This is a genomic window from Campylobacter sp. RM6914 (assembly GCF_004803835.1).
Classification (GTDB): domain Bacteria; phylum Campylobacterota; class Campylobacteria; order Campylobacterales; family Campylobacteraceae; genus Campylobacter_A; species Campylobacter_A californiensis.
In genome coordinates this window covers 951,659-973,780 of record NZ_CP012545.1, presented here as the reverse complement: position 1 = coordinate 973,780, position 22,122 = coordinate 951,659, and the positions used below count along the sequence as shown (strand labels likewise).

Genomic DNA, 22,122 nt, shown 5'->3' with positions numbered 1-22,122 from the left:
TTAAGTATGAATAAAGAGCAAGCGATAATCGATAAATTTACCAATTCCTATCTTGGTGATGACGGCGCTGTGGTCGGCAAATGGGTGTATAGTAAGGATTTGTTCGTAGAGGGCTCGCATTTTAAACGTGGTTGGCTAGAACTTGACGAAATAGCCTATAAAGCAATGATCGTAAATATCTCGGACGCTGTTGTCATGAATGCCGTGCCAAAGTTCGCACTTATCGGACTTGGCGTGCCAAAGAGCCTAAAAATGGAGCAAATTTCGCTTTTAAGGGACGGCTTTAAAAGAGCGTGCGATGAGTTTGGCGTAACGATAATCGGCGGCGATACGATAAGCTCGGATAAGATCATCATAAGCGTTACGATTATCTCGGAGTTAAACTCTCAGGCAGTGCTGCGAAGCGGCGCTAAAGCGGGCGATCTGCTTGCATTTACGGGTAAGCTTGGAGATAGCCTAAAGGGGCTAAAAGCCTTACTAAGAGGCGGGAGCGTGGCTAGGAATTCTCGCTTTAAAAAGCCTGTTTTAAAAGATAGGTTTTTTTATCGCTCGGCTAAGTTTTTAAGTGCCGCAATGGATATCTCAGACGGGCTTGGCACCGATCTAGCTAAGCTTTGTAAAGCAAGTGGGCTTGGCGTGAAATTTAGCAAAAAGCTAAGCAAAAATGAGCTAAAAAGCGGGGAAGAGTATGAAATTTTATTCGCATTTGCCGCTAAAAATCGCAAAAAAATAGAAAATCTAGCCAAAAAGAGCCGAACTAAGATAACGATATTTGCAAAAACAACAAAAGGAAGATATAAAAACAATGCAAGAGAACACCATTTTTAAGCCACTTTATGCGCTTACACATACGCCGATAAATGCCTATTTTAGCAAGAATTCAGATGATTTTGTCGTGCGTGAAATTCCACTTTATGACTTTAGCGGCGAGGGTGAACATCTAGTCATCGAAATCTCTAAAAAAGATATGACGACACAAGAAGCCCTGCGTGCGCTTAGCGACTTTTCGGGTGTAAAAATCAGGGAATTTGGCTATGCAGGGCTAAAGGATAAACAAGGAATGACTACTCAGTTTATCAGCCTGCCACGTAAATTTGAGGAAAAAATTGCAAATTTTAGCCATGAAAAGATGAAAATTTTAAGCGTAAACGCACATAATAATAAGCTTAGAATTGGGCATTTAAAGGGAAATAGCTTTTTTATAAGGCTTAAAAAAGTTATGCCAAGTGAGGCGTCTAAGCTTGCTCAAGCGATAGATGCGATAGATAAAATGGGCTATGCGAACTACTTTGGCTATCAGCGTTTTGGCAAATTTGGCGATAATGCGGCGGGTGGGCTTGAGCTACTAAAGCACGGCACGCTGGAGGGCAAGAAGTTAAAAAATCCAAAGATGAGCGATTTTTTGATCTCAGCTTTTCAAAGTGATCTTTTTAACCGCTGGCTTAGCAAACGTGTTGAAATTTCAAGGTTTGTGCAGGATTTTAGTCTAAAGGAGCTGGCTGAAATATATAAATTTATGAACGTGGATGAGTTAAAAAGTCTAAAAGAGCAAAAGCAATTTTTTAAGCTAATAAAAGGTGAGGTTTTAGGACATTATCCATTTGGCAAATGCTTTTTGTGTGAGGATTTAGAGACTGAGACGGTTAGGTTTAACGCAAGAGATATTACAAGCTGCGGGCTGATAATCGGGCAAAAAGCCTATAAAAGCGAAGGCATGGCTAAAACTATCGAAGATGAAATCTTTGGCGAAGCGATGGAATTTGAAAACAAAATGAGCGGATTAAGGCGCTTTGCGTGGAGTTATTTAGAAAATGTAAGCCATAGATATAATGAAGAAAAGGCGCACTATACGATAGATTTTACCTTGCAAAAAGGGTCGTATGCGACAGTGGTGTTAGAAGAAATTCTTCATAAAAATATCTTTGAGTGATAATGGCTTGTTTTGTGAGTATTTTTCTTGTTCTTTAGCACTCTGTAAAAATGAGTTTGAAATTTTTGCTCTGTAACAGGCTACTTGCCTAGTCTTGATGTAAAATTTTTGCATTTTTGCTTTTGGTTATGAGTGTGGCGAAGCGGAGCATTTAAAGCTATCTCACGATACTTTATCGTTTATTTTTGTTTTATTCACGCCTGCTAAATTTATGTAAACCATACGCGATCCATCTTAAAAGGTTGCTATAGATATATGTTTATAAAATTTGCCAAGCCTTATTGCTGACTTTTATCTAGTGTTTTAAATTTGCCAACACCAAAATCATGCTTTAACTCTTGTTAGCTACATAAGTAGAGCGCTGGTTTTAGAGTATAAATTTATCGATCGTATTTTGCGTCAAGATAAAATTTGTATTTATGCTATAAATTTAACTGTCAGTCAAAACAGTTTGCGCTTAACTTTTAGCATAAATTTGCAAATAACAAAACCAAATAATAATTTTTTAAAGCCTTTTGGTTATAATTTCGCTTGGCACGGTAAGCGATCGCTTGCAAAAGAGGAAAGTCCGAGCTGCAATAAGACAGAGTTCCATCTAACGGATGGCTAGGGTAACCTAAGGGAAAGTGTAACAGAGAGCAGACTTCCGCGAAAGCGGTAAAGGTGAAACGGCGGAGTAAGAGCCCACCGGTACGCTTGGTAACTTGCGTAGCCATATAAACCCAACTCGCAGCAAGAAGGGATGGTTTTGGTCTTATGATAAAACCCTTCGCTAGAACTTGTATGTAAATGCAAGATGAGATAAATGATCGCTCAAGACAGAACTCGGCTTATCGCCGTGCCTCTATCTATCGCTTATATATTTTTGTGCATTTTTTAGCTTTGAGATCTCGTTTTTGATATGAACGGCTTTTTTGTTAAAAATTTCTTTTGCTTGTAAGATAAGTGCTTCAACCTCTTGTAACTCACTTAAATTTTTAAAATTTTGCTCATTAAATTTTTGAGATAACTTTTCTAGTTTTGATGCGTCTTGGTTTACTAGAGCGGATTTATACTGGTTTATCCACTCGCTCATTACGCTGTTACCTCTCGCCAAGCTTCAGATAGCTGTTTTACGACATTTGTTACTTCGTTTAGTGCATTTATGTCGTTATTGATATTTGCTATGGCTAGAAGTTGTATCTGTCTCGCGTATAGTCCACTAAGGTAGTGTGCAACCTCTCCTTGTGAATAGTCAAGCGAATTTAGTAATTCAACAAATATTGCATTAGCTCTATTTATATAATATACCTTTTTTTCTACGTCGCCGACTTCTATAGCTTTTTTGGTGCGAAATATAAATTTTAAAATTCCGTCATAAAGCATCTCTATAAGCTTAGTTGGAGACTCTATGCCTCCAAAGCTTGACTGTGCGTATGCGTTATATGCTGCTGAGTTATTCATGTTCTTCTCTTATTTGTTTTTATTAAGTTCTGCTTCGATCATGTTTTTGATAGTAGAGAGTTGATTTTCAAGTTCTGCTAGGATCTTGTTATACTGTAAAAATCTCTCTTCCATGATAGAGTATTTTGAGTCCAAACTCTCTTGTGTTCTTGTTTTTTCATCAGTTAGCGACTTGCCTTCGTTTTGAAGTCTTGTTGCAAGCGTGGTTAATGAGCCGTTGGTTCCGATAAAAGTTTGGATCCTATCTGTTAAATTCGTAAACAAACCGCTTGTTGTTATACTACTAGGGTTTATCGTCGTTGCACTCATGCCAAGTTTAGCTAAGACATCGCTATCTCCGCCTATGCTTATTTCAGAGCCGTCATTCCTTTTTAGAACGATCCTTTCTTCGCTTGGATCAAGACTGGCTGTAAGACCACTTATGCCGGCGTTATTTATGGCTTCTATTAGAGCGATTGCATTTTGTTTTGCGGTTGCATTTTCACCAGTACTAAATGATATGGTTGTGCCATTTATATTGATATCTCCCACCTTGACTTCAAGCTTACCTGCACTGATGCTTGAATTTCCGGTATATGTTATGGTTTGCTGGGTAGTGCTTCCCATAAAGAATTCTTTGATGGCGTTTGGATTTGAATTTAGTGCTGAAAGCAAGCTTGTTTGGTTAAATTCAAGCTGTCCGTCTTCATTCATGCTAACGCCGATCTGATTTATATCTAGGCCATTTTTATCTTGAGACATTAAAAGACGACTTATGCTCGATCTTATGCCGGTTACTTCACTTGTGCCTTGGAAAGAGCCTGTAGAACCGGTATCTTCATCATAGCTTGTCGCTATGGCTAAGTTTTCCGCCATTAGGTTGTAGTCGTTTAAAAATTCTGTCAATGCTTCTACGATTTGCGTGGTATCTTGCGAGATATTAAAAGTAGATCTGCCTGTATCATTAAGCGTTATCGTTACGCCAGGGCGAAGGTCGTCAAAGCTGTTTGTATTTCTAGTGACGCTCACGCCATTATAGGTAAAGATAGCATCTTGCGCCTTTAAAAGTCTGTTTTTCTCTAAATCCGAAGTCATTTTTGGTGTGCCGTCATCATTTAAAACAGTACTTCCGTCTTCGTTTGTTACGGCATATTCTTCATTATCCCATCCAAGAGCTTTTAAAACACCTGAGGTGTCGTTTGAAATTTTAATCTCCTGAGATGCTCCTGTGTCTGCGGATTGTAGTAAAATTTGATATGGATTTGTAGAGCCACCGACGTTTATAATACGAGCTTCTAGCTTGCCGCCGCTTACTTCATTTATCTTGTCTATAATATCTTGATATGTGCTTGACTCTTTTACTGATATTGAAAATTTGTCATTGCCGATTTCTATATCAAAAGAGCCGTTTGCAGTTGCTCTGGCTAAACTTGTAGCACTGTAAATTCTGTTACTTTGATAAGTATCTTTTTGTGCTACTTGTTGCACGTCAAGGGTGAAATTTTGTATGCTTACGCCCGCACTTGCAGTTATGCTAGCACTTGTTCCGCTTGAACTAACAGAGCGTTGCAGATAAAGTGTTTCGTTTGTTAGAGCTTTTGCACTAACGTTTACGTTGCTAACTAACGTTCTAATAGCCGAAAGGTCGCTTTTTCTTGTTTGGTTTGCTTCTATTTGTTTTGTTAGCGGGTCTATCTGTGCGGCTTCGTCGGCGGCTTTTAGCTTATCTATAAGTTCGCTATTAAGTATGCCGTCTGTTGTTCCAAAACCTAAATTTGTTACGCTTCCTACTGCCATTTTTTAACTCTCCTTGTCAAAAAGCATACCAATGCTCTCTTTAAAATATTCACTTATTTTGATGGCTTGTTTGCTTGGTATTTGCGCTATATCTTCGCCTGTTTTAGCGTCTTTTACCTGAACTACCATCATGTTTAGTTTATCATTGTATTCAAACCTGACTTTGGCATCAAGCTGTTCCATTTGGAAATTTAACTTCTCCGTGCTCTCTTTTGTCTTTTTTACAAGATCTTCTTCGCTAAGCTTATCTATCTCTTCCTCGATAACCTCACTTAGCTTTTTACTTGGCTCTTTGTTTACTAAATTCTCTTGAATTTGCGTATCTTCTACCTGCCTTGTTTCTTGTTTGGATTGCGAGATCGAAGCGGTAGAGTCTATGACTTGGTTTGCCGCTACCTTAAAAATTTCCATATCCTCTCCTTGAAATATCCATGATTACAATTTATATCGGGAAAAAACAAAAAACCTTTATAGTGTTTATCTGTTTTTTTGAAAATTTTAGTTAAAATCACAAAAAGGACGGATATGAAAATTTCATTTGAATGCGAATGTATTTTACTTCAAAAGACGCTTCTTATGTTTTGCAAGGATTTTATAGCCGAGCATAAAGATTGCGATTTTGTTGTTTCTGATAGAAAGATTACAACTCAAAAGCCTCTTTTTTTGATAGGCTCACACATAAATTTGCCTTTTACAAAGCAAAATCTATTAAATTTATTAGAGGAATTTTACTCTGCGATCCAGATAAAACCAAGTGTGCAAGAAAATTTGGAGAAAGACAGTTTGGAAAAAGAGGTTTTGGCTTTGATAGAAGAGTTTAAAAAAGACGTTATCTCGCTTATAAGGTCAAGAAGTTGAGTAAAATTTTTACAACCATTTCAAGCGGTAAATTTAAAGGTAAAAAACTTGAGCTTCCTAGTTTAAAAACAACAAGAAGCACGAAAAGTATCGTCAAAGGATCATTTTTTGATACTCTTAGAAATGACTTGCGAGGCAAGGTTTTTATCGAGGGTTTTGGCGGAAGTGCGGTTATGGCGTGCGAAGCTCTTAGTAACGGCGCTTTATCGGCAGTAGCTATAGAAAAAGATAAAGCGGCTTTTGCTCTTACTAGAAAAAATATGCAAAGTATCGATGAGATAAATTTAAAAGCAGTAAATGCTGATAGCTTTTTGGTTTTACCTGATATCATTGCCTCGCAAAAAAGTCCGGTGCTTTTGTATCTTGATCCGCCTTTTGATATTAGAGACGGTTTTGATGATATCTACGATAAGCTCTTAACTCTTATAATCAGAGTTCAAAAAGATAAAATTTTCATGATAGTTTTTGAGCATATTAGTTCGTTTAAATTTCCTGAAAATATCGGTGACTTTGCTCTTTTAAAAACCAAAAAATTCGGAGCGACAACTCTTTCGTATTTTGGATAATTTATCTTAAATGTGGAACAATTTTTGCTTTTCTTAGCTTAAATCCTAAAATTTAAGCAGGAAATGCAATGAAAAAATTACTTACTTTTGCTGTTTGTCTGTCTTTTAGCACTTTGGCTTTTGCGGCGCAAGTTAAAGATATAGCAAGTGTTGTGGGCGTTAGAGATAACCAGCTTATAGGTTATGGTTTGGTTGTAGGACTAAGCGGAACAGGCGATGGAAGTACCTCTGAATTTACGATCCAGTCGCTTTCAAACATGCTTCAAACAGTCAATGTAAAAATAAACCCAGATGATATAAAATCAAAAAATACCGCTGCCGTTATCGTTACCGCAAAGCTTCCTGCTTTTGCAAGACACGGAGATAAGCTTGATGTTACTATTTCTTCTATCGGAGATGCAAAAAGCTTGCAGGGCGGAACGCTTCTTATGACTCCATTAAAAGGAGTAGACGGTGATATATATGCACTTGCGCAAGGCTCACTGACACTTGGAGGCAAAAGCTCCGGTAGAGCAGGAGCTAGCTCAAATCACCTAACTGCAGGAAGTATTTTTGGCGGTGCGCTTGTGGAACGTGAGGTAACATATGACTTTTACAATCAAAACAATATAAATTTAAGCCTAAAAAATACAAACTTTAAAACCGCTCTTGATATACAAAACGCTATAAATGCAAACATCGGAGATGATATAGCTATAGCACTTGATCCTAGAACGATCTTGCTTAGAAGACCGCAAGATGCAAATATAATAGAGATAGTAAGTAGTGTTCTTGATCTTGAGATCGACTACAAGGCTGATGAGAAGATAGTTATAGACGAGCGAACAGGAACCGTGGTGAGTGGTATAAATGCCGTTGTAGACCCAGTTGTTGTTACACATGGAGATATCACGATCAAGATTGAGCCAAATTCTTATGAAAATATCGAAGAGGCCGATGTAAATTTACAAAGTGATACAGCTATCTCACCAAATGCAGGACTGCTTAAAATTTCAGGTGAAAAGACAACTGTTGCTAATGTAACTCGTGCATTAAACAGACTTGGCGCTAGCCCTAGCGATATCATAGCGATACTTGAAAATTTAAAAAGAGTTGGCGCTATACATGTTGATTTGGAGGTTTTATAATGCAAATTGATAATACCTTGGCATTAAATTCATACAACAATATAAATGTTGATCAAAAAATTTTAGATAGAAAAAATGATGAACTCTTAAAAGAACAAACTGATGCTTTTGAGGCTTTTATGATAAAGGCTGTTCTTGATATAGCATTAAAAGAGCAAGAAGACGAGAAATCTTTGTTTCCAAAAGAGGCTGGATCTGATATATATAAGTCGATGTATAATGACACAATGAGCCGTGCTTTAAGCGGTGGGTTTGGGTTTAGTGAGCTTTTATTTAATTTTTTAAAGAGAGACTCTTAAGAAATTTAAATTTATGCCGATGTAATGCGTAAGAAACCTAAAAAAGGATACAAAATGATAAGTTCATTAGGTACAAACATCGGCTTTGGTGCAAATTCAGGCATTAAAACGCCTGAAGCTAGAAAAGAGCAGGAGCTATCTACTACTAACGTAGATAAAAATAGCAAAGTTGCTCAGATCGCAGCTGCTATCGCCGACGGAAGTTATGAGATAGATATTTCTAAAACGGCAAAGGCTGTAGCTGACGCGATAGCTTAAGTTAAAGGAAGTAGATGTTAAAGAGGTATTTGGACGAGGCGATAGCAAGTCTTGAAGAGCTTATAAAGGCAACAGTGCAAGACATAGAAAATATAAAAGAAGCAAAGCACTCAACTGTTGATGAGAGCGTGAAGAAAAAGCTATCTTTGGTTCGTGAATTTGAAACAACAAAAAAGGCTTTAGATAAAGAGCTGGTTAAAGTTTCAAAAGAAAATAACACGACCGCGCTTGCTAACGTACTTGACGATGAAGTTAAGTCTAAGCTCGTCCTTATGCGTTCAAAACTTGAAGAGCTACATGTTAAAAATAAAGAATACGCAAGACACGTTGTTGTTGTAAAAGAATTTTTCGACTCTTTAAATAAACAAATTTTTGGTCAAAATTCAAACGAATACAGCTCTACGAATAATTCAAATAATTTATATAAGACAAGGGTTTAGTCATGGCAAATATATTTATGTCTTTAAATACAGGAATTTCAGGACTAAACGCTGCACAACTTCAGATAAGCACAACCGGAAATAACATATCAAACGCAGATAGTAACTACTACACAAGACAGCGTGTCGTGCAGTCGGCTGCACCAGCTATAAACACTGTTCCCGGTGGTGTTGGCATGGGAACACAAGTAGATACCATAATTCGTATACATGATGAATTTACCTATTCAAGGCTAAAACTCGCCTCTTCAAATTCAGAAAGCACAGGTTACAAACAAAGAATTCTTCAAGAGATAGCACAAAATTTTCCAGACCTTGATGATAGAGGCATAGTAAGAGATATACAAAACTACTTTGGTGCATGGAATGACTTTGCGTCAAATCCAGACGAAGGCTCACAAAAGGTAAATTTACTAAATTTATCAAGTGTTTTATCTTCAAATTTAAATCAAGCGGCAAAGACGCTAGATAAGATCCAATATGAGATCGACGATATGATAAAGATAAATATCGAAGAGATAAACGATCTTGCCAAGCAAATATCAAATATAAATAAAGAAATTTTGCGCGTAGAAAGTGGCAGAGATGCCGGCATAAAAATAAACGCCAACGATCTTAGAGATAAACGCGACGAGCTTGAGCTTGCCATCTCAAGACTTGTAAATGTTTCAACTTACAAAAGCGATCTTTCTAGCAATTCACAAATCAATACCGGCATAACCGATCAGGGCAGATACTACTCGTTAAATATAGGTGGTGTTAGTATCATAGACGGTGTAAATTTCCACCCACTCTCTATCGATGAGACGGCAAACGGCGGATTTTCACAAATTTATTATGAGCGAGAAGACGGTAAAAGAATTCCGATGGAAAACTATATACAAAACGGTAAAGTCGGCGCTGCTCTTGATCTTCGAGGAAGAAACTACGATACTTCAAGGATGAAATTTACCGACGGCACGGTTCAAAAATACATCGATAACCTTGATACGTTTGCTAAAACTTTGATAGATAATACAAATAATATTTATGCACAGTCGGCAGTTGAAGTTGCCGCAACAGATGAATTTAGCTTTTTGGAAGATTCTAAGACGCTTATGAATTATAATGAAGGCATAAGACAGGGCAGTTTTGATGTTATTGTTTATAATAATCAAGGCGAAGAGATAGCTAGAAAGACGATAAAGATCGACGGAACGACAACTATGAACGACACCACTTACGGTAACTCTATAGTTAGCGACTTTAACTCAAATTCCGACGATAATAACGACAACAACATGACAAACGATGTTAATGACTACTTTTCTGCATCTTATGCGTATGATAAAAACTCAAACAAAGGTTTATTTGCGGTTACGCCAAAATTTGCACAAGGCACGTATAGTATCGCCTTTGTCGATAACGGGACAAATTTCCCAGGAGTGATTGGAGTAAATAAATTTTTTACAGGCGATAATGCGAAAAATATCGATATAAATGATGAATTTAAAACAGACCATACCAAGATAAGAGCTTACTCAAAACCTGTTACGGGCAATAACTCCGTAGCTAACGGCATGGTTCAACTCCAATACAGCAAGCTTACATTCTACTCTAACGGTATTGCAATGGATAGAGAAGAGACGATAGAGGGTTTTTACCGATATGTGACTACGGATATCGCAAGTGACACCGAAAGCAATAACTTGCTAAACGAAACAAACACAAGTCTTATAAAGACGGCTGAGAGTGAATTTCAGTCTATAAGCGGAGTTGATACGAACGAAGAGCTTACAAATTTGATCCGCTTTCAAGCAAGTTACGGTGCCGCAGCTAAGATTATTACGACTGTAGATCAGATGCTTGATACTTTGTTGTCGCTTAAACAATGACTCTTAAAGAAGTTCTTAATGCTCATGTTGCTAGTAAAAACAGCGATGATGAGCTTTTCTCTTACGCTGATCCACTTCAAGTAGCAACAAAATTTAAAGAGCCTCATATCGCACTTATCTGCGCTCTTTTTGCTTATGGTAACGCTAAGCTTATAGTGAAATTTCTAAATTCTCTTGATTTTAGTTTACTTGATGAAAATGAAGAGTATATAAAGAAAAATTTGACAAATCACAAATACCGCTTTCAAACCACAGAAGATGTAAAACAAATTTTTATAACTCTTTCAAGACTTAAAAGGCAAGGTGATATAGAGGAGATTTTTAGGCGAGGATTTGATAAAAATCACGCAATGATAGACGCTATAAACGAATTTATTAAATTTATTTACTCGCTAAACTCTTATCGTTCGCAAGGTTATGAGTTCTTCTTTTCAAAACCGTTTGATAAATCCCCAAACTCTCCTTATAAAAGATATAACATGTATCTTCGCTGGATGGTTAGAGATAGTGATATCGATCTAGGACTATTTAAGAATTTAAACAAAAAAGATCTTTTGCTGCCACTTGATGTGCACACGCATCGAATTTCTCTTGCGCTTGGTCTTTGCACAAGAAAGAGCTATGACTTTCAAACAGTTTTGCAAATCACGCAAAAACTCATAGATTTTGATGAAAATGACCCCATAAAGTACGATTTTTCGCTTTATCGTATAGGACAAAAGTCTGAGCTTAACGAAATTTTTTCAAATATACGATAATTTTATCTTTTTAATAATTTTTATTTACAAATTTAAGTTACTATTTTCTTACTTTATTAAAAAGGAGAGTAGATGAAAAAGATACTTTTAGCAGGCGCTTTGGCTTGTACGGCTTTGTTTGCAAACGAGGTTGTGTTTGACCCAAAATCTCAAGATCACATTGTTATCAACATGGAGCAACTTGGCGAAAAAGGTAATGTTGCCGTAGGCGAAGTTGTTGCTATTGATACTAGTCACGGCGTAGCGTTTTTCCCAAATTTAAAGGGTATCGCAAGCGGAATTCATGGCTTTCACGTGCATGAAAATCCAGATTGCGGTGCAACCGAAAAAGGTCTTGGCATGAAAGCCGGAGGACATTGGGATCCGGAAGGCACTAAGAAACACTCATTTGCATGGGATGACAAAGGACATAAAGGCGATCTACCTGTTTTGATAGTTGATGCTGAAGGTAACGCTATATATCCTGTGCTAGCACCAAAAATTAAAAGCATAAGCGAGCTAAAAGGTCGCTCTTTGATGATACATGTAGGTGGAGATAACCACCATGATCACCCAAAACCTCTTGGCGGTGGTGGTGCTAGAATGATCTGCGGTGTTATAAAATAACGCGCTTTTTTGAGTTCCTAAACGGGACTCACTCTCTTTCTTTTCTTAAATTTTTCTTTTGCAATTAAATTTTTATATTAAAAACTGTAAAATAAACTCTTTATTTCATAAATGAGGTTAGTATGGAGTTTGATCTTATAGCTTATTGTGTATTTTTTGCCGCTGCATTTTTGGGTGGTTTTATTGATGCTATCGCAGGTGGCGGAGGTCTTATAACCTTACCGGCCATCATGGCAATGGGTGTTCCTCCTCATGTCGCCCTTGCAACAAACAAACTCCAAGGAAGTTTCGGAAGTTTTACTGCCGCATTAAATTTTAGCTTAAAAGGCATGGTTGATTATAAAGAAATTTGGATCGGTATTGTTTTTACTTTTATAGGGGCATGTATCGGCACGACTCTTATTTTAGTGCTTGATGCTAAATTTTTGCAAGTCATCATACCGTTTTTACTGATCGCGATATTTATATACACTCTTTTTGCTCCAAAAGTCGGCGAAGAGGACAGAAAAGCAAGGATGAATATCCGCGCGTTTTATACATCCTTTGGTCTTGCACTTGGTTTTTACGATGGATTTTTCGGACCAGGAGCAGGGTCGTTTTGGACATTTGCCATAGTAGCCTTAATAGGCGCAAACATGAAACGAGCTGTTGCACATACAAAAGTTTTAAATTTTGTTAGTAATATCGTATCTTTAGGTGTATTTATCATCGGCGGGCATGTGCTTTGGATAGTTGGCGTATTGATGGGTATTGGACAAATTTTAGGTGCATACATTGGGTCAAATATGGTTATAAAAAAAGAGGTAAAATTTATACGAACGATGTTTTTGATAGTCGTCGGTGCTACAATTTTAAAGCTCGTTTATAGTTATTTTATGGGTTGATGCGATTAAATTTTAGCTAAAAGACCAAAAATAGCCTAAAAATTTAAAAGCTTAAAAAACTTTTAACAATATTTTTGATAAAATCACGACAAAAATTTTCAATAAGGTTGATGAATGAAAGATATTTTTCTTTTTTCGGATTTGATTTATCATAGCCATGCATTTGTGTATGCTTTTCACTTTTGTTTGGTTGCTATCATTGTAGTTTTAGTGGCTAAACTTGCAACCGCTAAAATGCAATTAGTTCCACGCGGTCTTCAAAATATAGTAGAGGCTTATCTTGAGGGCGTTGTGTCAATGGGTAAAGATACTCTAGGTAGTGAAGAACTTGCTCGCAAATATCTTCCGCTTGTTGCAACTATCGGTTTTATCGTATTTTTCTCAAATGCTATCGGTATAATTCCTGGTTTTGAGTCTCCGACATCAAGTCTAAATTTAACTCTAACTCTCGCTCTTGTTGTTTTTGTTTATTACAACTATCAAGGTATAAAAAAGAATGGTTTCTTTAAATACTTCGCACATTTTATGGGACCAAGTAAGGTGCTTGCTCCGCTTATGTTTGTGGTTGAGATTATTTCACACTTATCACGTATTGTTTCGCTTTCTTTCCGTCTTTTCGGTAACATAAAAGGCGATGATCTTTTCTTATTGGTTATGCTAACTCTTGCTCCTTGGTTTGCTCCGCTTCCGGCTTATGCGTTACTTACGCTTATGGCTGTGCTTCAAACCTTTATCTTTATGATGCTAACTTATGTTTATTTAGCGGGCGCTGTAGCCATAGAAGAGCATTAAAATTTTAAGCCACTTTTTGTGGCTTTTCTTCTTTTTTACTTAAATTTTTTACCTTAAAAACTCGATTTTTAGATATTTTAAAAGAAATAACTGATACAATACACTCTAATTTTTTTGTATAAATTACGCTAATAAAGGTTTATTATGTTTGAAGTCGTTATCGGACTTGAAGTTCATACTCAATTAAATACAAAAACAAAAATTTTCTGCTCTTGTTCAACAAGTTTTGGAGATGAGGCTAATACTCACGTTTGCCCAACTTGTCTAGCTCTGCCAGGAGCATTACCTGTTTTAAATAAAGAAGCCGTAAAAAAAGCTATAAGTTTTGGCACGGCGGTCAATGCAACCATAAATAAAAAATCTGTCTTTAATAGAAAAAACTATTTTTATCCAGATCTTCCAAAAGCTTATCAAATTTCGCAGTTTGAAATTCCTATAGTTGAAGGCGGAGAACTGTTTATAGATGTTAATGGTGAAAAAAAACGTATCGGTATAACAAGAGCGCACCTTGAAGAAGACGCAGGTAAAAATATTCATGAGGACGGCAGAAGTTTAGTCGATCTAAATCGCGCTGGAACACCTCTTCTTGAGATAGTAAGCGAGCCTGATCTTAGAAGCTCGGACGAGGCTGTGGCATATCTTAAAAAGCTTCATTCTATTTTGAGATTTTTAAATATAAGCGATGCGAATATGCAAGAGGGTTCATTTCGTTGTGACGCAAACGTTAGTATCCGTCCAAAAGGCGATACAAAACTTTATACTCGCGTTGAGATCAAAAACCTAAACTCTTTTAAATTCATACAAAAAGCGATTGATTACGAAGTAGAGCGCCAAAGTATAGCTTGGGAAGATGGCAAATATGACGAAGAAGTTTATCAAGAAACACGTCTTTTTGATACAAATAATTTAGTTACACGCTCAATGAGAGGTAAAGAAGATAGCGCAGAGTATCGCTATTTCCCAGACCCTGATTTACTCCCTGTAGAGGTTGGCGATGAGATGTATAATGAAGCTATTAAAATTCCTGAACTAGCAGATGAGAAAGTTGCAAGATACCAAAGTGAATTTGGCATAAAAGAAGATGATGCACTAAATTTAGTTAGTACCATTGAGATGGCTAGGTATTTTGAAGAGCTTGTCGGAGCTAAAATTTCACCAAAACTTTGTGTAACTTGGTTGCTGGTTGAGCTTAGCGGACGTCTAAAAAACGGTGTGACTATCGAGACTAGCCCCATAAATAGTGCAAAAATGATAGAATTTTTAACTCGCATAGAAGACGGCACTATAAGCGGCAAAGCGGGAAAAGAAGTACTTGACTATCTAATGGAAAACCCAAGCGAAAAAGTAGATGAGATAATCGAAAAACTAGGCTTAAAACAAGTTAGCGATGACGGTGCGATACTTGAGATAATAGACAGAATTTTAGGCGCTAACAGCGATAAAGTTGCCGAATACAAAGCAGGAAAAGAAAAGATGTTTGGCTTTTTTGTCGGACAGGTCATGAAAGAGGGCAAGGGTGCGTTTAACCCTGGCAAAGTAAACGAGCTTTTAAAGTCAAAATTAGCTTAATGGTATAGTATCGCCCTTGTTCTAAAAAATTTGATCACGAGAGCTAATGACAAATAGTTATTTTGGTCTTGGGTCAAATTTTTACTTATTTTAAAATACGCCTTTTGTTTATGCTTGGTGTTTGAAATTTTATTAAAAGAGAGATTATGAAGATAGCAGTTATTGGAGCCGGTAAATGGGGAAGTGCGCTTTTTCACGCTCTTAGTGAGAAAAATGAATGTGTCATAAGCTCTAGAACGCCTCGTGATATTAAAAATTTTGTAAGCTTAAAAGAGGCGCTTGAATGCAAATATCTTGTTTTTACTATACCAACTCAAGCTGTTGCGCAGTGGCTTGAGCAAAATTTTAAATACAACGGTCAAAAAATTTTAGTTGCCAGTAAGGGCATCGAGACCAAAAGTTCAAGATTTTTAAATGAAATTTACCAACGATATGTTCCAAAGGAAAATTTAGCTTTTCTATCCGGACCTACTTTTGCAAAAGAGGTTGAAAAGAAGCTTCCATGCGCTATTGTGATAAGCTCGGTTAATCAAAACCTGGCTCTTGAATTTGCAGGATTTTTTCCTAGCTACATAAAGGCTTATGCCTCAGATGATGTTATAGGTGCTGAAATTTGTGGCGCTTATAAAAACGTGATCGCTATCGCAGGAGGAATTTGTGACGGACTTGGACTTGGCAATAATGCTCGCGCTAGTCTTATCTCAAGAGGTCTTGTCGAGATGGCTAGATTTGGCAAATTTTTTGGTGCAAAAGACGAGACATTCTTGGGTCTTAGCGGAGCGGGAGATCTTTTCTTGACAGCATCAAGCGTTTTATCAAGAAACTACCGTGTAGGTATCGGACTGGCTAAAAATGAGAGCTTGGAGAAAATTTTAAACGAGCTTGGAGAGGTTGCTGAGGGCGTAGAAACGGCTAGGGCTATTTTAAAGATAGCTAAAGAAAATGACATCTACACTCCTATCGCATGCGAAGTCGTTAAAATGCTTGATGGAAAAGACGTTTACGAAAGTGTTCGATCTCTTTTAGAAAAACGATAAATTTGAGATAAAGTATGAAATTTTTATATTTGTTATTTGCGTTTTTTAGCGTGCATTTGTGTGCAAGTGAAGTTAGTCTTAGAGCTATGGCATCGCAAATGGTTATGGTCGGTTTTCACGGTTCAAATTTAAAAGATACTAATGTTAAAGCTATGTTAAGCGATGCCGGTTACGGACGCTTTGGCGGAGTTATGCTTTTAGCTAGAAATGTTAGTGATAAAGAAAATTTAAAAGCTTTAACAAAAGCCATAAAAGAAAAAAATGGTAAAATTTTCATAGCTATTGACGAAGAGGGTGGCAACATCAGTCGTTTAAAGTCACTTGGTTTTACCTACCCGAGTGCGTTTGAAGTGGCTCAAACTCTTAATATCAGCCAGACTTATGAGATGTATGTCAAGATGGCTAGAAATTTAAAAGAACTTGGTATTAATCTAAATTTTGCTCCCGTTCTTGATCTACACGATATAAATTCTCCGATAATTGGAGCAAAAGAGCGTGCTTATAGTCAAAATGCAACAAAGATAAGTTTTTATGCCAATTCTTTTTTAAGGGCATTTGCTAAAGAGAAAGTTTTAACAACTTTAAAACATTTTCCCGGTCATGGCAGCTCTGCGCAAGATTCTCATAAAGACAAGACTATTGTTGCGCTAGATAGTGCTGCACTTTTGCCTTATGAAGACGCTATAAATAAAAATTTAGCCGATATCGTTATGGTCGGACACTTGTATGTTGATGGTTTAGATGTAACTCAGCCTGCCACCTTTTCAAAAAAAGTTATAAATGATCTACTTCGCAAACAGCTTGGTTTTAAGGGTGTTGTTATAAGCGATGACATGCTTATGAAAGGCGTTGGAGAAGGCGCACTTAAAGATAAGATCGTTAAATTTATAAATGCAGGAGGCGATATCTTGCTTTTTAGTGAATTTAAAATTTCAAAACAACGCACTGCAGAGATCGTTGTGCAGCATATAATTGACGGCGTAAATGAAAAAAAGATAAGCAAGGAGCGTATAAAAGCCTCTTATGATCGCATAATGGCTCTAAAAAAGAAAATTTAACAAGAAGCTTGTCTTGTTAAATTTATCTTATAAATTTTCAAAGTGTTTTTCTAAATTTAGCCTTGTTCGATCATTTATTGCTTGTGCTTCTTTGAAATTTTCATCTACCAAAACCTCTATCCTGTTTAGAATTTCAAACAGTTGGGCTTCCCATTGTTGCGCATCTTTGTTTGCATTCATGGTTTGGATAAATGTTAGTTTTTTACTGATATTGCTTAGCTCTTCTAAAAATTTATCTCTATTTTCTTCGTTTTTTAAGATATCGTTATTTAGTGCATCTTGCCTTAATAAGCGAATTTCATTATCTATAGCGTCACAAAAACCTTGATAATTTTTAGAATTTTGTTTGTTTGTGTTATTTGCTGTGCCACTACCGCTAATGGGCTTTAAAGCTTCTTCTTTGTCGAGTTTTCTTGTTAGTTTTTGTATCTGAAAAAACAAAAACATAGCCGCCGCTATAGCCAAAAATAGATAAAAACCTATATCGTCATTCATTTGTGTCCTTTTTTGTATTTGTAAAATCCTTCAAGCGTTATTATAGCAAGTGCGACCCAGATTAGGCAAAAAGAGATGATTTTATAAATTCCTACACTTTCGCCGTATAAAAATATCGCCAAAAGTATGGAAATGCTGGGATTTATATACTGCAAATACCCCATGGTGCTTAAATTTATACGTGTGGTTGCTGCACTAAAAAGCAGCAAGGGCACAACTGTAACAGGACCGCAAAGTATCAGTAAAAAGCCGTTTAAATCAGCCATAAAATGACTTTGAGAACTATGCAAAAGATATAAAAAGTAAGTCATGGCAATTGGCGTAATCAGTAAATTTTCTACAAAAAGTCCCTCAAGTGCTGCAACCCTTATCTTTTTCTTGATGAGCCCGTAAATTGCAACTATAGTTGCTAAAAGAATGGAGAGAACAGGCAAGGAGCCAAGTGTTAAGCTTTGGATCAAGATAGCTAAAACCACAAAAAAGACGGCAACTTTTGCACCGTTTGTTATATTTTCTTTAAGAGCAAAGCAGCCAATAAGTATAGAAAGCAAGGGGCTTATGAAATTTCCAAAACCTGCCTCTAAAACAAGCCCTGCATCTACGGTATAAACAAATATACACCAGCTTGAGCTAAGTAAAAGCCCGCTAATAAACAGCCAAAATGTTACATTGAAATTTAGTAAAATTTTAATCAAAGATGAAATACGTCTTAGATATACCAAAACTAAAAGCAGCACTAAAACCGACCAGAGCACTCTGTGAGCTACTATCTCATATGGATTAACTCCATTAAATTGTTTAAAAAATACAACCAAAAAGCCCCATAGGCAAAATGCGCTAATGCCAAAAATAAGACCTAGTCGTTCTTCTTTCATGACTTTGACTTTGTGTTTATCATAGTACCAAAACCACTTAAAAATAGTGCGATCCATATAAGAACAAATGAAATTCCTCTGTAAAATCCAAGCTCTTCATGAAATAAAAACACACCGCACAGCATAGAGAGGGTGGGAGAAAGATACTGTATATAGCCGATCGTGCTTAAATTTATACGGGTGGTGGCAGCATTAAATGCCAGTAACGGCACGACGGTAGCGATACCTGAAATTATCATAATGGTTGTATTTGTGCCGTTTGTGAAGTGGTTTTGCGAGATCAAGGATAGATAAAAAACATATCCAAGTGCAAAAGGCAAAACAAGTAATGTTTCTATAAAAAGCCCTTCAAGCGCGGCGACTCTTATCTGCTTTCTAACAACTCCGTAAAGTGCAAATGTTATCGGCAAAAGCAGTGATATAACAGGAAGTGCTTTTAGGGCATAAATTTGAACCCCGATGGCAAATATCACGATAAATATCGCAATGGCTGAAATCTTACTTATCTTCTCTTTAAAGACTAAAAATCCAAATATAATGTTCATTAACGGGTTGATAAAATACCCCAAACTAGCCTCTAAAATTTTATCATTAGCTACTGCGTATACGTAAACTCCCCAGTTTGCACTAATCAATAAACCGCTTAAAAAAAGAGCCTTTCTTGTGCTTTTATTTTGAAGTAAAATTTTAATATTTTGAAGTTTTTTGATAAACAAAAGAACGATCGACATGAAAAATACAGACCAAATTATACGGTGAGCTAAAATTTCATATGCGCTTACACTTTCGTCAAAAAGCTTAAAAAATATCGGAAAAAATCCCCAAGCAACAAACGAACTTACGGCATAGAAGAAGCCCTGTGCTTTTTGATTTTTAATGTCCATTTGTTACCTTGAGAGTGTTAATGTTTTTAGTTTAAGTGCGAGATTATAGGGCTTTTATGTTTAAGAGTTGATTAATGTAAAATTTAGAATTTACTTTAAGTTTTAAGTGCTATAATCGTGAGATTAAATTTAATCAATAAAGGTTTTTTATGAGTTGGAGTCGTGACAGTTGGAGGAAATACAGGGCTTTACAGCAGCCTGTTTATCCGAATTTAGACGAGTTGAGAGATGTTGAAACTAAACTTAAAACCCTTCCGCCGCTTGTTTTTGCGGGTGAGGCTAGAAAATTAAAAACAGAGCTTGCAAAAGCTTGCGATGGTAACGCATTTTTGCTTCAAGGCGGGGATTGTGCCGAGAGCTTTTTAAATTTAGGCGCAAATAACATAAGAGATATGTTTAAGCTTTTGCTTCAAATGGCTATTGTTTTGACATTTGCAGGAGGCTGTCCTATCGTCAAAGTAGGGCGTATGGCAGGACAGTTTGCAAAGCCTAGAAGTAGTGACTTTGAAGAGGTAGCAGGAGTAAGGCTTCCTAGCTATCGTGGAGATATCATAAATGGCTTTGAATTTAACGAAGCGGCCAGAATTCCTGATGCAAAACGCATGATAGAAGCTTACTATCAAAGCGCATCAACAATGAACTTGCTTAGAGCGTTTTCTCGCGGTGGTTTGGCTGATTTACATCAAGTGCATAAGTGGAATTTGGGCTTTATTAAAAAGCCTGATATCGGCGAAAAATATGCACAACTTGCCGATGAGCTAACCAAAACTCTTGCCTTTATGGCAGCTTGCGGGCTAACGTCTGAAAATACTCCTACGCTAACTCAAACAGCCGTTTATACCTCACATGAGGCGCTTTTGTTGCCTTATGAAGAGGCTATGACCAGAGAGGATAGCTTGACCGGAGATTGGTATGATTGTTCTGCGCACATGCTTTGGATAGGTGAAAGAACCAGGGGTGTAGATGACGCTCACGTGCATTTCTTAAGCGGTATAAAAAACGCCATCGGTGTTAAGATCGGACCTACGGCTACGGCTCAAGATATTATCGATCTATCAAATAAGCTTAACCCAGAAAATGAGGTTGGCAGACTAAATGTCATCATCCGTATGGGAGCTGATAAGATAGAGAAAAATTTACCTCAAATTTTGCGCGAGCTAAAGAGAGAAGGATTAAATATACTTTACAGCATAGACCCTATGCATGGCAATACCGTAAAAAGCTCGAACAACTATAAAACACGCGAATTTGATAAAATCATAAGCGAAGTTAGAAGCTTTTTTGAGATACACAAGGCAGAAGGAACTCATCCTGGTGGCATACATCTTGAGATGACGGGACAAGATGTTACCGAGTGCACCGGCGGAACACTAAACGTAACAGAACAAAGCCTAGAAGAGCGCTATGAAACACAATGCGACCCTCGCTTAAATGCCGATCAAGCGCTTGAGCTTGCATTTTTAATCGCAGACTTCCTAAAAAAAGCTTAACAACATAATTTTAGTGCAAATTTTTGCACTAAAATTTCTCTTTTTATATTTCCCAAATTATACTTTAGCTAATAAATTTTCTTAGTTTTTAATCTTTTTTTTGTTAAATTCATAAGTTATTTAATGTTTATGGAGAAAAATATGCAAAATATTTATGATTTAGTCGTAGTCGGCGGTGGTCCTTGCGGTATAGCTACGGTTGTTGAGGCTAAAAGAAACGGACTTCATAATGTTCTATTGTTAGAAAAAGGTGATAATCATAGTCAAACTATAAGAAAATTTTATAAAGACAATAAACGCGTAGATAAAGAGTATAAGGGTCAAGATAGCACTATTCACGGAGTTGTTGCGTTTGAAGATGGAACAAAAGAGAGCACACTTGACTTTTTTGATAAGCTTTTAGATGAAGAAAAGATTAAGGCTATATTTAACTCCGAGGTTGAAAGTATCAAAAAAGACGGTGATCTACTTAACGTGACAACTGCAAATGCAACCTTTAAGGCAAAAAGCGTAATGATATCTATCGGCAAAATGGGCAGGCCAAATAAGCCGGATTATAAAATCCCGCCTTCACTAAACCAAGTGATAAATTTTAACCTTGATAACTGCACTAAAGGCGAGAAGGTTTTAGTTGTAGGAGGTGGAAATTCTGCCGTTGAATACGCGATTGAGCTTTGTTTATATAACAAAACTACGATAGCTTATAGAAGAGATGATTTTTCACGTGTAAACGAAACAAACAAAGATGCTTTGTGGGAGCTTGAAAAACATAAAAAGATCAAAGTCCGTTTAAATCACGATATAACAGAGTTAGAAAACGAAAGTGGACGTGTTAGAGTGCACTACTCAAACGGTAAAATTCGTGTATATGACCGCGTTGTTTATGCCATAGGAGGCTCAAGTCCGGTTGATTTTTTACAAAAATGTCAAATCGCAATGGACGAAAAAGGCAATCCAATAGTCGATGAGAAATATCAAAGCAATATACCGTCGCTTTATATCGGAGGAGATATAGTTCTTAAAAACGGCGGCTCAATAGTTGCCGCACTAAATCACGCGCATGTCGTAGTAAAAGATATTATTGCCAAAAGAGGATAATAGGC

General features: G+C 36.8%; 25 protein-coding genes and 1 other RNA gene. 19 read left to right on the top strand and 7 right to left on the bottom strand.

Annotated features, from left to right (window positions below):
• Positions 1 to 6 precede the first annotated feature (6 nt).
• The 3 genes from CCAL_RS05095 to rnpB all read left to right on the top strand — a co-directional run bounded on the left by CCAL_RS05095 (position 7) and on the right by rnpB (position 2,779).
• On the top strand, positions 7 to 828 hold the full coding sequence (locus tag CCAL_RS05095; RefSeq protein ID WP_170015447.1) for a thiamine-phosphate kinase: 822 nt from the start codon (positions 7 to 9) through the stop codon (positions 826 to 828).
• Positions 797 to 1,930, top strand: a complete 1,134-nt coding sequence (truD, locus tag CCAL_RS05090; RefSeq protein ID WP_236860505.1) for a tRNA pseudouridine(13) synthase TruD — start codon at positions 797 to 799, stop codon at positions 1,928 to 1,930. Before CCAL_RS05095 ends, truD begins: the two co-directional genes overlap by 32 nt.
• A 531-nt stretch (positions 1,931 to 2,461) precedes the next feature.
• Positions 2,462 to 2,779, top strand: an RNA gene (gene rnpB / locus CCAL_RS05085) — RNase P RNA component class A.
• On the opposite strand, the gene CCAL_RS05080 is transcribed toward rnpB, so the two are convergent.
• The 4 genes from CCAL_RS05080 to CCAL_RS05065 are packed head-to-tail and all read right to left on the bottom strand — an operon-like array spanning position 2,775 to position 5,560.
• Entirely contained in the window at positions 2,775 to 3,005 is a 231-nt protein-coding gene (locus CCAL_RS05080; protein ID WP_170015443.1) for a hypothetical protein, read from the bottom strand. The genes rnpB and CCAL_RS05080 overlap by 5 nt on opposite strands.
• Positions 3,005 to 3,373, bottom strand: coding sequence for a flagellar export chaperone FliS (gene fliS, locus CCAL_RS05075; protein WP_169935711.1), 369 nt, complete (start codon positions 3,371 to 3,373; stop codon positions 3,005 to 3,007). Before fliS ends, CCAL_RS05080 begins: the two co-directional genes overlap by 1 nt.
• Before the next feature lie 9 nt (positions 3,374 to 3,382).
• The gene (gene fliD, locus CCAL_RS05070) at positions 3,383 to 5,149 is read right to left on the bottom strand and encodes a flagellar filament capping protein FliD (RefSeq protein ID WP_170015441.1); all 1,767 of its coding nucleotides are present in this window, start codon (positions 5,147 to 5,149) and stop codon (positions 3,383 to 3,385) included.
• A gap of 3 nt (positions 5,150 to 5,152) precedes the next feature.
• Positions 5,153 to 5,560, bottom strand: coding sequence for a FlaG family protein (locus tag CCAL_RS05065; RefSeq protein WP_170015439.1), 408 nt, complete (start codon positions 5,558 to 5,560; stop codon positions 5,153 to 5,155).
• 114 nt (positions 5,561 to 5,674) lie between these two features.
• On the opposite strand from CCAL_RS05065, the gene CCAL_RS05060 reads away from it, so the two are divergent.
• From CCAL_RS05060 to CCAL_RS04995, 14 genes are all read left to right on the top strand, one after another.
• The gene (locus CCAL_RS05060) at positions 5,675 to 6,007 is read left to right on the top strand and encodes an ornithine carbamoyltransferase (protein ID WP_170015437.1); all 333 of its coding nucleotides are present in this window, start codon (positions 5,675 to 5,677) and stop codon (positions 6,005 to 6,007) included.
• Positions 6,004 to 6,573 (top strand): 16S rRNA (guanine(966)-N(2))-methyltransferase RsmD, encoded by a 570-nt coding sequence (rsmD, locus tag CCAL_RS05055; protein WP_170015435.1) that lies wholly within the window; start codon positions 6,004 to 6,006, stop codon positions 6,571 to 6,573. Before CCAL_RS05060 ends, rsmD begins: the two co-directional genes overlap by 4 nt.
• Positions 6,574 to 6,641: 68 nt before the next feature.
• Positions 6,642 to 7,700: a flagellar basal body P-ring protein FlgI gene (locus CCAL_RS05050; RefSeq protein ID WP_170015433.1), complete on the top strand. Its 1,059-nt coding sequence runs from the start codon at positions 6,642 to 6,644 to the stop codon at positions 7,698 to 7,700.
• Positions 7,700 to 7,999, top strand: coding sequence for a rod-binding protein (locus CCAL_RS05045; RefSeq protein ID WP_170015431.1), 300 nt, complete (start codon positions 7,700 to 7,702; stop codon positions 7,997 to 7,999). The genes CCAL_RS05050 and CCAL_RS05045 overlap by 1 nt, the downstream gene beginning before the upstream one ends.
• Before the next feature lie 54 nt (positions 8,000 to 8,053).
• On the top strand, positions 8,054 to 8,257 hold the full coding sequence (locus CCAL_RS05040) for a flagellar biosynthesis anti-sigma factor FlgM (RefSeq protein WP_169935725.1): 204 nt from the start codon (positions 8,054 to 8,056) through the stop codon (positions 8,255 to 8,257).
• Positions 8,258 to 8,271: 14 nt separating this feature from the next.
• Complete coding sequence (locus tag CCAL_RS05035; protein ID WP_170015429.1) at positions 8,272 to 8,697, top strand: flagellar biosynthesis protein FlgN; 426 nt, start codon at positions 8,272 to 8,274, stop codon at positions 8,695 to 8,697.
• A 2-nt stretch (positions 8,698 to 8,699) separates the two neighbouring features.
• The gene (gene flgK, locus CCAL_RS05030) at positions 8,700 to 10,571 is read left to right on the top strand and encodes a flagellar hook-associated protein FlgK (RefSeq protein ID WP_170015427.1); all 1,872 of its coding nucleotides are present in this window, start codon (positions 8,700 to 8,702) and stop codon (positions 10,569 to 10,571) included.
• On the top strand, positions 10,568 to 11,329 hold the full coding sequence (locus tag CCAL_RS05025) for a TIGR02757 family protein (RefSeq protein WP_170015425.1): 762 nt from the start codon (positions 10,568 to 10,570) through the stop codon (positions 11,327 to 11,329). Before flgK ends, CCAL_RS05025 begins: the two co-directional genes overlap by 4 nt.
• Positions 11,330 to 11,401: 72 nt before the next feature.
• Positions 11,402 to 11,935: a superoxide dismutase family protein gene (locus CCAL_RS05020; RefSeq protein ID WP_170015423.1), complete on the top strand. Its 534-nt coding sequence runs from the start codon at positions 11,402 to 11,404 to the stop codon at positions 11,933 to 11,935.
• Between the two features lie 122 nt (positions 11,936 to 12,057).
• Positions 12,058 to 12,819 carry a TSUP family transporter gene (locus tag CCAL_RS05015; protein WP_170015421.1) on the top strand — a complete coding sequence of 254 codons (762 nt, stop codon included), beginning with the start codon at positions 12,058 to 12,060 and terminating at the stop codon, positions 12,817 to 12,819.
• 114 nt (positions 12,820 to 12,933) lie between these two features.
• Positions 12,934 to 13,611 carry a F0F1 ATP synthase subunit A gene (locus CCAL_RS05010; RefSeq protein ID WP_169935737.1) on the top strand — a complete coding sequence of 226 codons (678 nt, stop codon included), beginning with the start codon at positions 12,934 to 12,936 and terminating at the stop codon, positions 13,609 to 13,611.
• Between the two features lie 144 nt (positions 13,612 to 13,755).
• A complete protein-coding gene (gatB, locus tag CCAL_RS05005) occupies positions 13,756 to 15,180 on the top strand; it encodes an Asp-tRNA(Asn)/Glu-tRNA(Gln) amidotransferase subunit GatB (RefSeq protein WP_170015419.1) in 1,425 nt (474 codons plus the stop codon).
• A 146-nt stretch (positions 15,181 to 15,326) separates the two neighbouring features.
• Positions 15,327 to 16,217: an NAD(P)H-dependent glycerol-3-phosphate dehydrogenase gene (locus CCAL_RS05000; RefSeq protein WP_170015417.1), complete on the top strand. Its 891-nt coding sequence runs from the start codon at positions 15,327 to 15,329 to the stop codon at positions 16,215 to 16,217.
• A 14-nt stretch (positions 16,218 to 16,231) separates the two neighbouring features.
• Positions 16,232 to 17,275, top strand: coding sequence for a glycoside hydrolase family 3 protein (locus CCAL_RS04995; protein ID WP_170015414.1), 1,044 nt, complete (start codon positions 16,232 to 16,234; stop codon positions 17,273 to 17,275).
• 27 nt (positions 17,276 to 17,302) lie between these two features.
• On the opposite strand, the gene CCAL_RS04990 is transcribed toward CCAL_RS04995, so the two are convergent.
• The 3 genes from CCAL_RS04990 to rarD (CCAL_RS04980) are packed head-to-tail and all read right to left on the bottom strand — an operon-like array spanning position 17,303 to position 19,529.
• Positions 17,303 to 17,770: a hypothetical protein gene (locus CCAL_RS04990; protein ID WP_169935745.1), complete on the bottom strand. Its 468-nt coding sequence runs from the start codon at positions 17,768 to 17,770 to the stop codon at positions 17,303 to 17,305.
• Positions 17,767 to 18,645, bottom strand: a complete 879-nt coding sequence (gene rarD, locus CCAL_RS04985; protein ID WP_170015412.1) for an EamA family transporter RarD — start codon at positions 18,643 to 18,645, stop codon at positions 17,767 to 17,769. Before rarD (CCAL_RS04985) ends, CCAL_RS04990 begins: the two co-directional genes overlap by 4 nt.
• Complete coding sequence (rarD, locus tag CCAL_RS04980) at positions 18,642 to 19,529, bottom strand: EamA family transporter RarD (protein WP_170015410.1); 888 nt, start codon at positions 19,527 to 19,529, stop codon at positions 18,642 to 18,644. Before rarD (CCAL_RS04980) ends, rarD (CCAL_RS04985) begins: the two co-directional genes overlap by 4 nt.
• A gap of 149 nt (positions 19,530 to 19,678) precedes the next feature.
• Between rarD (CCAL_RS04980) and CCAL_RS04975 the strand changes: the two genes are divergently transcribed.
• Entirely contained in the window at positions 19,679 to 21,019 is a 1,341-nt protein-coding gene (locus CCAL_RS04975) for a class II 3-deoxy-7-phosphoheptulonate synthase (RefSeq protein WP_170015408.1), read from the top strand.
• Between the two features lie 141 nt (positions 21,020 to 21,160).
• Complete coding sequence (locus CCAL_RS04970; RefSeq protein WP_169935753.1) at positions 21,161 to 22,117, top strand: NAD(P)-binding domain-containing protein; 957 nt, start codon at positions 21,161 to 21,163, stop codon at positions 22,115 to 22,117.
• Positions 22,118 to 22,122 lie beyond the last annotated feature (5 nt).

Bases quoted from the DNA above. Each gene is read 5' to 3' on its own strand.
- CCAL_RS04990 (WP_169935745.1), bottom strand. From the start codon at position 17,770: ATGAATGACGATATAGGTTTTTATCTATTTTTGGCTATAGCGGCGGCT.
- CCAL_RS05020 (WP_170015423.1), top strand. From the start codon at position 11,402: ATGAAAAAGATACTTTTAGCAGGCGCTTTGGCTTGTACGGCTTTGTTT.
- rarD (WP_170015410.1), bottom strand. From the start codon at position 19,529: ATGGACATTAAAAATCAAAAAGCACAGGGCTTCTTCTATGCCGTAAGT.
- CCAL_RS04995 (WP_170015414.1), top strand. From the start codon at position 16,232: ATGAAATTTTTATATTTGTTATTTGCGTTTTTTAGCGTGCATTTGTGT.
- CCAL_RS05045 (WP_170015431.1), top strand. From the start codon at position 7,700: ATGCAAATTGATAATACCTTGGCATTAAATTCATACAACAATATAAAT.
- rarD (WP_170015412.1), bottom strand. From the start codon at position 18,645: ATGAAAGAAGAACGACTAGGTCTTATTTTTGGCATTAGCGCATTTTGC.
- CCAL_RS05060 (WP_170015437.1), top strand. From the start codon at position 5,675: ATGAAAATTTCATTTGAATGCGAATGTATTTTACTTCAAAAGACGCTT.
- CCAL_RS04970 (WP_169935753.1), top strand. From the start codon at position 21,161: ATGCAAAATATTTATGATTTAGTCGTAGTCGGCGGTGGTCCTTGCGGT.
- CCAL_RS05095 (WP_170015447.1), top strand. From the start codon at position 7: ATGAATAAAGAGCAAGCGATAATCGATAAATTTACCAATTCCTATCTT.
- CCAL_RS05015 (WP_170015421.1), top strand. From the start codon at position 12,058: ATGGAGTTTGATCTTATAGCTTATTGTGTATTTTTTGCCGCTGCATTT.
- CCAL_RS05010 (WP_169935737.1), top strand. From the start codon at position 12,934: ATGAAAGATATTTTTCTTTTTTCGGATTTGATTTATCATAGCCATGCA.
- gatB (WP_170015419.1), top strand. From the start codon at position 13,756: ATGTTTGAAGTCGTTATCGGACTTGAAGTTCATACTCAATTAAATACA.
- flgK (WP_170015427.1), top strand. From the start codon at position 8,700: ATGGCAAATATATTTATGTCTTTAAATACAGGAATTTCAGGACTAAAC.
- CCAL_RS05065 (WP_170015439.1), bottom strand. From the start codon at position 5,560: ATGGAAATTTTTAAGGTAGCGGCAAACCAAGTCATAGACTCTACCGCT.
- fliS (WP_169935711.1), bottom strand. From the start codon at position 3,373: ATGAATAACTCAGCAGCATATAACGCATACGCACAGTCAAGCTTTGGA.
- CCAL_RS05000 (WP_170015417.1), top strand. From the start codon at position 15,327: ATGAAGATAGCAGTTATTGGAGCCGGTAAATGGGGAAGTGCGCTTTTT.
- CCAL_RS05050 (WP_170015433.1), top strand. From the start codon at position 6,642: ATGAAAAAATTACTTACTTTTGCTGTTTGTCTGTCTTTTAGCACTTTG.
- CCAL_RS05035 (WP_170015429.1), top strand. From the start codon at position 8,272: ATGTTAAAGAGGTATTTGGACGAGGCGATAGCAAGTCTTGAAGAGCTT.
- CCAL_RS04975 (WP_170015408.1), top strand. From the start codon at position 19,679: ATGAGTTGGAGTCGTGACAGTTGGAGGAAATACAGGGCTTTACAGCAG.
- CCAL_RS05040 (WP_169935725.1), top strand. From the start codon at position 8,054: ATGATAAGTTCATTAGGTACAAACATCGGCTTTGGTGCAAATTCAGGC.
- CCAL_RS05080 (WP_170015443.1), bottom strand. From the start codon at position 3,005: ATGAGCGAGTGGATAAACCAGTATAAATCCGCTCTAGTAAACCAAGAC.
- CCAL_RS05025 (WP_170015425.1), top strand. From the start codon at position 10,568: ATGACTCTTAAAGAAGTTCTTAATGCTCATGTTGCTAGTAAAAACAGC.
- fliD (WP_170015441.1), bottom strand. From the start codon at position 5,149: ATGGCAGTAGGAAGCGTAACAAATTTAGGTTTTGGAACAACAGACGGC.